Origin of the sequence: Edaphobacter sp. (assembly GCF_035763405.1) — a bacterium.
Classification (GTDB): domain Bacteria; phylum Acidobacteriota; class Terriglobia; order Terriglobales; family Acidobacteriaceae; genus Edaphobacter.
On sequence record NZ_DASUBE010000004.1, the window covers coordinates 1 to 11,472 of the forward strand.

Annotated in this window: 8 protein-coding genes; 6 read left to right on the plus strand and 2 right to left on the minus strand. The window is 61.8% G+C overall.

Annotated features, from left to right (window positions below; translation table 11 throughout):
* Together VFU66_RS00285 and VFU66_RS00290 are read right to left on the minus strand one after the other, a co-directional pair.
* On the minus strand, nucleotides 1-1,926 hold a 1,926-nt coding region (locus tag VFU66_RS00285), incomplete at its 3' end, for a TonB-dependent receptor (protein ID WP_326444223.1).
* Entirely contained in the window at nucleotides 1,923-2,774 is an 852-nt protein-coding gene (locus VFU66_RS00290; RefSeq protein WP_326444224.1) for a FadR/GntR family transcriptional regulator, read from the minus strand. The genes VFU66_RS00285 and VFU66_RS00290, both read right to left, overlap by 4 nt.
* A gap of 193 nt (nucleotides 2,775-2,967) precedes the next feature.
* Between VFU66_RS00290 and VFU66_RS00295 the strand changes: the two genes are divergently transcribed.
* Genes VFU66_RS00295 through VFU66_RS00320 form a run of 6 tightly spaced genes read left to right on the plus strand, consistent with a single transcriptional unit; the run spans nucleotide 2,968 to nucleotide 11,460 of the window.
* Nucleotides 2,968-3,834, plus strand: coding sequence for an SMP-30/gluconolactonase/LRE family protein (locus tag VFU66_RS00295; RefSeq protein ID WP_326444225.1), 867 nt, complete (start codon nucleotides 2,968-2,970; stop codon nucleotides 3,832-3,834).
* A gap of 13 nt (nucleotides 3,835-3,847) precedes the next feature.
* A complete protein-coding gene (locus VFU66_RS00300; RefSeq protein WP_326444226.1) occupies nucleotides 3,848-5,041 on the plus strand; it encodes an enolase C-terminal domain-like protein in 1,194 nt (397 codons plus the stop codon).
* Nucleotides 5,038-8,529, plus strand: a complete 3,492-nt coding sequence (locus tag VFU66_RS00305) for a polysaccharide lyase family protein (protein WP_326444227.1) — start codon at nucleotides 5,038-5,040, stop codon at nucleotides 8,527-8,529. The genes VFU66_RS00300 and VFU66_RS00305 overlap by 4 nt, the downstream gene beginning before the upstream one ends.
* On the plus strand, nucleotides 8,526-9,341 hold the full coding sequence (locus tag VFU66_RS00310) for an SDR family NAD(P)-dependent oxidoreductase (RefSeq protein WP_326444228.1): 816 nt from the start codon (nucleotides 8,526-8,528) through the stop codon (nucleotides 9,339-9,341). The genes VFU66_RS00305 and VFU66_RS00310 overlap by 4 nt, the downstream gene beginning before the upstream one ends.
* Nucleotides 9,338-10,519, plus strand: a complete 1,182-nt coding sequence (locus tag VFU66_RS00315) for an aldose epimerase family protein (RefSeq protein WP_326444229.1) — start codon at nucleotides 9,338-9,340, stop codon at nucleotides 10,517-10,519. Before VFU66_RS00310 ends, VFU66_RS00315 begins: the two co-directional genes overlap by 4 nt.
* Nucleotides 10,516-11,460 (plus strand): alpha/beta hydrolase, encoded by a 945-nt coding sequence (locus VFU66_RS00320; protein WP_326444230.1) that lies wholly within the window; start codon nucleotides 10,516-10,518, stop codon nucleotides 11,458-11,460. The genes VFU66_RS00315 and VFU66_RS00320 overlap by 4 nt, the downstream gene beginning before the upstream one ends.
* Nucleotides 11,461-11,472 lie beyond the last annotated feature (12 nt).

Consider the following 11,472-nt stretch of genomic DNA (forward strand, 5'->3'; position numbering starts at 1 on the left):
GCCGGTGAGCTGCGGGTTGTAGAAGACGCCGATGCCTCCGCGAATGGCGGTCTTGCCCGTGCCGAAGGGGTCCCAACTGAAGCCGATGCGCGGGGCGAAGTTGTTGTAGTCGGGCTTGTAGAGTGCGGCGCCTTTCGCTCCAACGGTCTGGGTGGCGATGTCGAAGTTGGCGAGCTGATTGTTCTTCTCGTGCAGCACGGTGTTGTACTCGTAGCGCACGCCAAGGTTGAGTGTGAAGTTGCGGGCGAGCTGGAGGTCGTCCTGCACGAAGAAGTCGTAGTTGGTGTTGCGAATGCGCGTCATCGGGTTGCCGAGTGTGCTGAAGGCGAACCCGGCATTGTTCTCGAAGTCGGAGATGCTGCCGTAGGAGAGGAACTCCTGGAGGCCAAGCTCTTCGTCGGAGAGGTTGTGACGAATGTCGAGGCCGGCTTTGATGGTCTGGCGTCCGAGGACTTTGGTGAGCGTGTCGATGTACTGATATGAGGTCTGCGGGCGGATGCTGGCAAAGGTCGCCGGGCCCGGTGCCGCACCGAAGTTGCAGAAGAAGCAGCTAAATGCGATGACCGGGAACGGGCCGCCACCGCCGTAAGACGACACGTGGTTCGAGTTGATGCCGAAGCCCGCTTCGTTCAGCAGCGTGGGCGAGAACGTATGTGTGTTGCTGAGTTTGAGGAACTGCGTGCGCGCGGGTGTGGGCGCGGTCTGGCCGACGGCAGGGCCGTAGGTGGTGTTGGTGTAGGAGTCGCCGATGTTGTAGCGGAGGTAGAACTTGTTGCGGTCGCTCGTGTTCCAGTCGATGCGGAAGGAGCCGGTGTCTTCGCGTAGCGTGTTGACGAGGTTGGCGCTGTAGAGGTCGAAGTGTTTGGCATCGGTGGGGTCGGGGCCGAGGTTGCCGGTCGGGATGGCCGCAACGACAGGCTTCATGGCCGTGACGAACTTCGCGCGCTCGGTTGCGTTGAGCACATCGTAGATCGTCGTATTGGTGATGGTCTGGCGCACGCCCTCGTAGTTGGCGAAGAAGAAGAGCTTATCGCGCATGATGGGGCCGCCGAGGTTGCCGCCAAACTGGTTCAGGCGCAGCGGCGTCTTGGTGCCGGGAACGGCGAAGTAGTTGCGCGCGTCGAGGGCGTCGTTGCGAAGATACTCGAACGCCTCGCCGTGCAGGTCGTTGGTGCCGGATTTGGTGATGACATTGACGACGTCGCCGATGGAGCGCCCGTACTCGGCGGAGAAGTTGCCCTGCAGGATGTGGAACTCGGCGATGGAGTCTACGCTGGCGCGGGTGACACGCGCGGCTCCGCGGCCAAGCTGCATGGAGGTGGCGTTGGTGTCGATGCGCGTTGCGTCCGCGCCGTCGAGCAGGATGTTGACGCCGGCGAAGCTGGTCTCAGCGCCGCCCAGGCTGGTCTGGCCGAACTGTCCGCTGGTGACGGAGCCGGGCACCAGCGCGAGCAGGTCGGTGAAGTCTCGTCCATTGAGCGGAAGGTTGGCGATACGGTCGGCGCCGATGGTGGTGCCGAGATCCGCGCCAAGTGTGTTGACCTGCATCTGGTTCGAGGTGACGGTCACTTGCTGCGTGTCGTTGCCGGGCTTGAGGGTGACATCGGTGCGGTGCAGCTCAGATGCGTTCAGCGGAATGGTCGTCACGGTCGAGGTGCCGAATCCCTTCGAGGACGCGGCCACACTGTAGATACCGACCGGCAGCGTGGGCACGCTGTATTCGCCCTGCGCGTTCGACGTGGTGTGGTAAGCGCGCTGCGTGCCTTCGTTGGTGACAACGACGGCAGCGTTGGGGATGACCGCGCCGGTGGTGTCGCGGATGACACCCTGAATGCTTCCCGTATCGAGCTGCGCCACGGCCGCCGCAGCGGAAGACATGACCAGGACTGCGACGAGAACACGGCATATACGAAAGAGGTTCTTCATTTGCTTTCTCCAGTGCGTTTTGCTTTGGCCCGGGTCTTCTTTGCGGGTTGTCTGCGCAGCTGCTTTGCAGGGCTTGCCGGAATAGCAGCAGTCTTCTTCGCATGTTTGAGCGCGCCGTCCACTGCAAAGGCGTGCAGGTTTTGCTGTAGGAGCGACTCGGCATATTTGACGTCGGCGATGACGGCGCGGCGCGCGCCTGTGGCGTCATGCTTCGTGATGAGTTCGAATATGCGCTCGTGGCGCGCGCAGTGCTGCGCGAGGTTGTGGACGAATGGCAGCGCGCGGTGGCGGCCTTCGGAGAGCGCGCCGTACATCATGCGCATGGTGCTCTCGATGGCTCCATTCTTCGAGGCACGCATGATGGCGTCGTGAAACTCCATCTCGTGGCGGATGAACGACTCCGGATCATTCATCGCACGCTTCATGTCATTGAGCGCGGCCCGCATGTGATCGAGATCGGCAGGCGTGGCGCGGCGGGCTGCGAGCGCGGCGGCTGCGGGCTCGAGGATCTCACGCAGCTCGTACAGTTCAAGGTCCTTGATCTCTTCGAGCAGCAGCATCCATTGCAGATGGCGCGTAGCCATGCTGGTAAGCGAAGGCTGCAGATAGGTGCCGTCGCCTGCTCGCGCCTTGAGCAAGCCGATGAAGACCATCCCTTTGAGTGCTTCACGCAGCGACGCGCGGCTGACTTGAAGCATCTCTGCCAGTCGCGGCTCGGAGGGAAGACGGCTGCCGCGACTGAGGTAGCCCGAGCGCACGAGCGATTCGATGCGGCGCACGATCATCTCGATGACTGGCTCGCGTGGCGCGGCAGGACGGGTTGCGGCAACGGGCTTTCGGCTCGGCATATCGCTGGGCTCTCTAAGTTTGTCAGACAATAGGTGAGCCGAAGGACGATTGTCAATGGCTTTCTGTACTAAAAATCGGGAACAGCCTGTCCGTAAGTAATCGCTTACTTGTGGCAAGTTTCATGGTTGACGGTTCTGCGCGTCAGGCTCTATGCTCTGTTGCTGTCTGACATTTGAGAAAGCGAGCTGTCCGATGGAATTCTTCCCCCAGCCCGTCGATCCGGTCGTGCCTCTTGCGCGGATGTCGATCTTTGCCGAAGGGCTGGACCATCCCGAGTGCGTTGCCTTCGACCACGAAGGCGCGCTATGGGCGGGTGGCGAAGCCGGGCAGATCTATCGCATCCAAAAGGGAAAGACGGAGCAGGTGGCCGATGTGGGTGGCTTCTGCCTGGGCCTGACGTTTTCGGCGCAGCAGGAACTCTTCATCTGCAATCTCGGCCTTCATGCGTTGCAGCGCATCGACTGCAGCGGACGAATCTTGCAGACAATCGATCAGGTGGATGGACGACGATTGCAGACGCCGAACTTCTCCGTTTTTGACCGCGAAGGCAATCTTTATTTCTCCGACTCCGGCGAGTGGAACAAGGGCGACGGCTGCGTGTATCGGCTACGGACGAGCGGCGTGGCGGAGTTATTTGCCGGGCCGTTTGCCTTTGCCAACGGCATGGCGATGAGCGCGGCAGACGACGTGCTGTTCATCGTCGAAAGCCAACGCGACTGTGTAACGCGCCTGCCGATTCGCGCCGACGGAACTGCGGGCGAACCCGAGGTGTACGCGCGAGGACTGGCTCGGGTGCCGGACGGCGTGGTGCTCGATACAGCAGGGAATCTCTACGTCACCTGCTACGCGACGGACTGCATCTATCGCGTCCGCCCAGACCGGACGGTCGAACTCTTCGCCTTCGATCCAGAAGGAACGATGCTGGCAAGGCCTACCAACGGAGCCTTTGGCGGGCCGGAAGGCAAGGACCTTTTCGTAGCCAATCTGGGGCGCTGGCACATCACGCGCATTTCTACCGATACTCCCGGTCAACTGTTAGCGAATCGACTCGCAGGATAGGACGCAACTCAAAATGAAGATTACAAACGTACATTGGACTCCGGTCTTTATCCCCATTGAAGCGCCGTTGCGCTATGCCTACGGCTCGCATCCGGGCGTATCGCGGCTGGTCATCGAGATCGAGACAGACGAAGGACTGACGGGATTGGGCGAGTGCTATAGCGGGCCGAGCCGCGAAGGTCAGCTTGCAGAGATGAAGCCGCTGCTCATTGGCGAAGACCCGTTCCAACTGGAGCGGCTGCGATGGAAGCTCTCTTCGCCGAGCGCGCAGAAGCTCTTCGGCAACGTGCTTGGATATGCCGGCGTCGAGTTTGCGTGCCTCGACCTGCAGGGCAAAGCTACGGGGCAGCCTGTCTGCAATCTGCTGGGTGGGCGGCTGCGCGAGAGCGTACCTCATGCAGGGTATCTCTTCTATCGCCATGCAAACGCCGAGGGCAAAGGACGCATCAGCAACACGGAGGAGATGGTTGCGTTTGCCAAAGAGTTGGTGAAGCGGCATGGATTCGAGACGCTGAAATATAAGAATGGCGTGCTGCCGCCGGAAGAGGAGATCGAGACCTTCATCGCGCTGCGCGAGACGTTTCCGAGGCACAAGCTGCGTCTGGACCCGAACGCCGCGTGGAGCGTGACGACAGCGGTGCGCGTGGCGCAAAAACTGGCTCCGCACGACGTTGAGTACTACGAAGACCCGGTGTGGGGGCTGCGTGCGATGGAGCGCGTGAATGCGAAGGTACCCTTTATGACGCTGGCTTCGAACATGAGCATCTTCGCGTTTGAGGACATCTATCCGGCAGCACGAAACAACGTGCTGGACGTTGTGCTGCTGGATCCGCACTGGTACGGCGGAATCGCACGGGCGCGCATTGCAGCCGGCGCGTGCGAGATGCTGGGACTGGATGTGGGGCTGCACAGCGGCGGCGAGTTCGGCATCTCGCAGGCAGCGGCGCTGCATCTGCTCGCTTCCATTCCCAACCTGAGTGCGGCAGCGGACTCACACTATCACCACCTGACCGATGACATTATTGTGGGCGGCAAGATGAAGTTTGCAGACGGTGGCCTGCCAGTGCCAACGGGGCCGGGGCTTGGCGTCGAGCTGGACCGCGACAAGCTGGCGAAGTACAGCGAGATGGCCCGCAGGCAGGAAATGGGATCGTGGATTGAAGACCCCATGCGGCCCGGAGTCGTCACGGTGCAGCCAAAGTGGTGAGGTTATCTCTGATATGCGGGGCGTTGTTGGCCACGCTGGCGCTGCCCGCGCGGGCGCAGCGCACTGTCTGGCAGATTGGTCAGTTCGATGACTCTTCGCGCGAGTTTCACGATAGCTTTGGCGTGAACTACGCCAGCGCGTCATCGGATGTTGTCTACGTGGTTGGCAAGAGCACTGCGCACGACTGGCTGCGGTTTCAGCCGGGCTCTGCGAATGGCCTGGCAGGCGGACGGCTCCACCCGTTCAAAATTGAGTTTGTGTTGCAGAAACCTCCGCACGGAACCTATGCGCTGAAGCTGGCCGTGCTGTATGAGACACCCCGGCTCTCTGCATTGCGCATAGACGTGAATGGGCACGCGGGCATCTTCACCTTTCAGCCGAAGCTGGACTACGGCGCGGGCGACTGGGAAGGCACGTTTGTCCCGCAGACCTCACGTGCCGAGCGCACGATTGAGATTCCTGCAACGTGGTTGAACACGGGCGACAACACCCTTACGCTGACCGCCGTGGACGATCCCGCAACGCCTGTCAATTCGTTGGGGGACATCGCGCCCGGCGTAAGCGGCCTGGTCTACGACGCGCTGGCGTTTGAGCAGTCTCCCGAAAAGCGATATGCAACCGGCGCAATCGCAGCGACGGCGCAGGCGACCGTCTTCTTCCGGCAGAACGACGGCAAACTCAGCGAGGACGTGCGAGCCTGTGTTGAGGCGCACTCAGGCGGTGCGCTGCCGACGACGATTGAGTTGCGCACGAACGGCTCCGCGGACACACAGCCGTTGCATTTCGGCGACGTTGCCTTTGGCGAGAGTTGTGCCGACTTCGCTCTGCCGGAGTGGACGGGCATGCTCGAAGCTACGCTCAGCGTGAACGGAAAGACGTTCCCGGTAAAACTTGAGGCACAGAAGAAATGGACCATCCTGGTGGTTCCACACGAGCATCTCGACATTGGCTTTACTGACTACCGCGAAAAAGTTGCGGAGTTGCAATCGGAGAGCATCGACGGCGTGCTCGATCTGCTCCCGGAGCATCCGGAGTTTCGCTGGACGATGGACGGCTCCTGGGTCGCCGAGCAGTATCTTGCAGGGCGTTCGTCTGCCCGCACGCAGCAGTTTCTGGATGCAATTCGCGCGGGAAAGATTGTGCTGCCGCCGCAGTATGCGAATCAGCATACGGGCGTCGCCTCGCTGGAGGGGCTGACGCGCTCGCTCTATTTCTCGCATGATCTTGCGAAACAATACGGCCTGCCGGTCGGCGCGGCGAACATTACGGACGTGCCTTCGTATTCGTGGTCGTATGCATCGATACTGCACGATGCGGGCATCCGCTACTTTGCCGCGGGCAGCAACGGATGGCGCGCACCGGTGCTGCTCGAAGGTCGATGGAACGAGAAGTCGCCCTTCTACTGGGAGGGCCCGGATGGCGGGCGCGTGCTGATGTGGTACTCGCGGGCGTATCTGCAACTGGCATCGATGTTCGGCACGCCTCCAACGACGGAGGCAGTGAAGGACGCGCTGCCGGTATTTCTGCAGGCATACGCACGCACGAGCTATCGCGCAAGCTCGGTTATCTTGTTTGGAAGCCAGTTGGAGAACACCGCGCTTGATCGCGGCCAGGTGACTCTGCCTGCGGATTGGGCGAAGACCTACGCCTATCCACGCATGGAGTTCTCGACCTTCAAGGATGCGATGTCTTCGATTGAGCAGCAGTTTGGCGGAGACATTCCGACGTATCGTGGAGACTTCGGACCATACTGGGAGGATGGCTTCACCTCAGACGCATGGGCGACTGCAAAGCATCGTGCGAATCAACAGCGCCTCTTGAACGCGGAAACGATGGGCACCATTCCATCACTGTTGAATCCGGCGCTTCGACCGGACAGTTCGCTGCTGCGCGATGCGTGGCGCAACTCACTACTTTTTGACGAACACACCTGGACCGCGGCAGGCGCAACCGCACAGCCGGAGAGCGATCAAACAACAAGGCAGTGGGCGGCAAAGCGCGCGCAGGTGGTCCGCGCAGGAAACGACCTGACCGCAAGCATCGACCGCAGCTTCGCGCAGTTGGAGTCGGGCATCAAGCCGAAGGATGCTTCGCTCCTCGTCTTCAACGCGCTGAACTGGCCACGCAGCGGATGGCTGGAGACGGACCTGCCTGAAGGCAAGCAGATCGTCGATCCAGCGACAGGCGCGTCTGTGCCGCAGCAGGTACTGCGCGTCGAAAAGGGTACGCCGTTGCCGGGCTTCGGCGGCAGGCTGCTGCGTGTGCGCTATCGAGCGGATGATGTTCCCGCCGTGGGGTATAAGCTGCTTTCCGTGGTGGATGCAACGTCGAAGGTTGCAGCCGCACAGGCGGAGAAGAGCGGCGACGTGCTGGAGAACCGCTTCTACCGCATCATGCTCGACGCGGCCAGCGGCTCGATTCGCAGCATCTGGGACAAACAACTGAACCGCGAACTGGTGGACGCGGCCAGTCCGTATCGCTTTGCCTGCTACCTCTATGTAACTGGTGCGGATGACATGCCGGACAACAGTCTTTACCGTTACGGTGCGGGACTGCCCATGCCGAAGTTGACGCCGCATCCCGCGTCCGGCGGGCGTGTGGTTGTGATCGAACATGGAGTGGATACAGAATCTGCAACGCTCGAATCCTCCGCGCCGAACACGCCGTCGATTACAACGGTGATTACGCTACCCAACGACCGGAAGCGCATCGACATCAGCATCTCTGTTCAAAAGACGGCGACGCTGCACCGCGAGGCGGCCTACATTGCGTTTCCTCTCGCAGTGGAGCATCCCGAGTTCGCCTACGACACGCAGAACGGCTGGGTCGATCCGGCAAAGGATGAGCTGGAGGGCGGCAGCCGGGAGTGGTACGCGGTTCAGCACTGGGTCAGCGTTCATAACGACGCCCTATCGGCTGGAATCATACCGGTGGATGCACCGATGGCTGCCTTGGGCGACATCGTGCGCGGTGCGTGGCCGAAGCAGTTTGCGCCGAAGAGCGCGACGATCTTTTCGTGGCTGATGAGCAATTACTGGAGCACCAACTTCAAATCGTCCCAGGGCGGCGAGGATACCTTCCGCTACGTCTTGACTGATGAAGCGACGTTCGAGCCTGCGCAGTTGACACGGGCAGGATGGGAGCAGATGACGCCGCTTGAGAGTGATGCCGTCCCCGCCAGCTTCTCGCCCGATGGCGTTCACAACGCGAGCTTTCTCTCGCTCGACAATCCGAATGTCGTGATGTCCGCGTGGAAGCGCGCTGAGGACGGCAACGGCAGCATCGTGCGGCTAACCGAGATCGCGGGCCTTGCGGAGACGCTCCACCTGCGTACGCCGCATCTCGTCATCGAGAAGGCATGGCGATGCTCGCTGCTCGAAGAGTGCACAGAAAAGTTGCCGGTTGTTGACGGCGATGTTGTGATGAAGCTGAAGCCGTTTGAGATCGTAACGCTGCGTCTTGAAACGCAGCCGGAGAAGATGCCATGAGTTTTCGACTGGATGGAAAAGTTGCCCTGGTGACGGGTGGAGCGATGGGGATTGGCGCTGCAACGGCGAAGGTGTTGGGCGAGTTGGGCGCTGCCGTCGCCGTGCTTGACCTTGATGCAAAGCGCGGCGAATCGCTGGTGGGCGAGATGCAACAGCACGGCCGTCAGGCAGCGTTCTATCGCTGCGATGTCGGCTCGCTCGATGCCGTTGAGGATGCGGTGAAGCAGGCAGAGGCCCGCTTCGGGGCAGTGCATCTGCTGGCCAGCAACGCCGGTATTCAACGCTACGGCGATGTCGTTTCAACGGATGTGAAGACGTGGGACGAGACGCTGCGCGTGCATGTGCAGGGATGCTTCCATGCGATTCGGGCCGCGGTGCCGGCGATGTTGCGCGCCGGCGGCGGCGCCGTGGTGGTGACGGGTTCGGTGCAGAGCCTGACGGCAGTGCAGAACTCCGCTGCCTACGTCACGGCGAAACATGCTCTGCTGGGGCTGGTGCGCTCGGTGGCGTTGGACTTTGCCGCGCGCGGCATTCGTGCCAACTGCGTGCTGCCTGGGACGATCGACACGCCGATGCTCCGCGCTGTTGCCGCCGAGACAAAGGATCCGGAGCTCCTGCTGCGGCAGTGTGCACGGATGCATCCGCTGGGCCGCATCGGCCAGCCTGAAGAAGTGGCGCACGCGATTGCATTTCTGCTGAGCGATTGGGCCTCGTTCATCACCGGCGCCGCGCTATTGGTGGATGGAGGAATGCTGGTGCCAACCGGCGGTATGGGCTTTGGTGAGAACGGCCTGGGAGCGTCGAACGCATGAGCACACACGTTGCACGTCCCATGACCGGTTGGGGCGAACGCAAATCTGTGACCCTGACTAATGGCGTCGCGGAAGCAACGCTGCTGCCCGGCGGTGGCCACGTTGCCGGATGGAGACTGGTTCATGGTCGCGGAAGGTCTGATGCCAACCTGCTTTGGGAAGCACCGTGGAAAACTGCCGATCCCGATTCACCTGAGTGTGGACCATTAGCGGAATCCTACGACGACATTGCGGCGGGACGCTTTCTCGCTTCCTACACGGGACATGCACTGTGTCTCGATGGGTTCGGCCCACCGAGCGCCCCGGAAGTCGCAGCAGGTGTCGCGCTGCACGGCGAAGCCTCAACGACGATGTGGACGTTTGCTGCGCGGCAGGAGAACAACGCTTCCGGCGTAGTGGAGTTGCCAGTCGCCGGGCTGCGTGTGGAGCGGCAATTCTCGCTGCTCGCTGAGGAGAGCGTGTTGCGTGTGGATGAGCGTGTCACGAACCTGCGCGATACGGAACGCAACTTGCACTGGGTACAACATGCCACCTTCGGCGCACCATTTGCCGTCTCCGGCAGCGCACGAACAACGGCATCAGTGCATCGCGCAACGACGTGGCCGCTGGATTATGAAGGCCACGATCTACTGGTGCGTGACCGGGAGTTTATCTGGCCAAATGTCCCCGCCGTCGATGGCACACCGGCGGACCTGCGCGAGCTGTTCATTCGCCGCGGCACGGGCCTTGTCGCGGCGGCTCGTCAGGCGGAGGGACGCGAGCACGGCTTTGTCGCGGTGTGCAATGGCGCGGCAGCAAGAGCAGTCGGCTATGTATTTCGCACTGACGTCTTTCCCTGGTTGACCATCTGGGAGGAGAACTGCGCGCGGCCTGATGCTCCGTGGATGGGCACGTCGGAAGTGCGCGGCATGGAGTTCGGTACGACGCCTCTACCGCTGGGCAACGAAGCCGTCGATGCGCGCGGCCCGCTGTTCGAGACGCCCACGTCGCGCAACATTGCGGCCCGGCAAACGCTCAGGGCGCCGTGGCTGTTGTTTGCCGCCGAGATTCCGCGAGGCTGGCGAGAGGTCGAAGACATCCGCATTGAGCGAGACGCGCTTGTCCTACTTCATGGCAGCGAACAGGTACGGCTCCATGCACGAGGTATCGAGCAGTTTCTGCGCGGAGGCCTTGCATGAGTCTGCTTGAACGGTTGGAACCGGGAGCGCGCGCATATATGGAACGCCTCATCCGCGAAGGCGGCAAGCCACTGCCCGAGCTTGCTGTCGAAGAAGCGCGGCAGTTCATGCGCGACGGCCAGGTGACTCCCTTGGAGCATCCTTCAGTCTCGATCCGAAGCGTGGAAGCAGATGGCGTTCCGCTGACAATCGTCGCGCCGGTAGAAGTCGATGGCGCTTTGCCGGCAGTGCTCTACCTGCATGGAGGTGGCTGGGTACTGGGCGGCATCGAAACTCACGCTCGCATCGTGCGCGAGATTGCGCTCGGTTCGCAAGCTGCGGTCGTGTTCCCGCACTACACGCTAGCTCCCGAGGTGCGCTTCCCCGTCGCAGTCGAGCAGTGCTATCGAGCGGCGCAATGGATTGAAACACACGGGGCAGAACACGAAATCGACATTAGCCGGATGGCGGTCGCGGGCGATAGCGCAGGCGGCAACCTCGCCGCTGTTGTTGCCCAGCTTGCAGCCGAGCGTAGCGGACCGAAATTCCGCGTGCAGGCGCTGATGTGCCCAGTGACGCAGGCTCCCGCAGAGACGGCCAGCTACGATGAGTTCGCCGAGGGCCTGAATCTAACCCGCGACGCGATGGACTGGTTCTGGGGCATGTACGTGCCCGACCGCGCGATGTGGCGCGATCCGGCGGCCGCGCCCTTGCACGCTTCACTCGATGTGTTGCGGCGCGTTCCGCCTGCGGTCATCGTCACGGCAGAGTGCGATGTGCTGCGCGACGACGGCGAGTTGTATGCGCGACGTCTCTTCGATGCCGGCGTTCCGGCGACTGCGACGCGTCTGATGGGAACACTGCACAACTTCACGGTCATCGACGATCTGTGCAAGTCCGGACCCGCCGTTTGCGCGATGCAAATCGTCAACCACGCGCTGCGGACGGCGCTGCACGCATGACCAATCCCACGA

Coding starts and splice junctions, on each gene's coding strand:
- VFU66_RS00290 (WP_326444224.1), bottom strand. CDS start 2,774: ATGCCGAGCCGAAAGCCCGTTGCCGCAACCCGTCCTGCCGCGCCACGC.
- VFU66_RS00295 (WP_326444225.1), top strand. CDS start 2,968: ATGGAATTCTTCCCCCAGCCCGTCGATCCGGTCGTGCCTCTTGCGCGG.
- VFU66_RS00300 (WP_326444226.1), top strand. CDS start 3,848: ATGAAGATTACAAACGTACATTGGACTCCGGTCTTTATCCCCATTGAA.
- VFU66_RS00310 (WP_326444228.1), top strand. CDS start 8,526: ATGAGTTTTCGACTGGATGGAAAAGTTGCCCTGGTGACGGGTGGAGCG.
- VFU66_RS00315 (WP_326444229.1), top strand. CDS start 9,338: ATGAGCACACACGTTGCACGTCCCATGACCGGTTGGGGCGAACGCAAA.
- VFU66_RS00320 (WP_326444230.1), top strand. CDS start 10,516: ATGAGTCTGCTTGAACGGTTGGAACCGGGAGCGCGCGCATATATGGAA.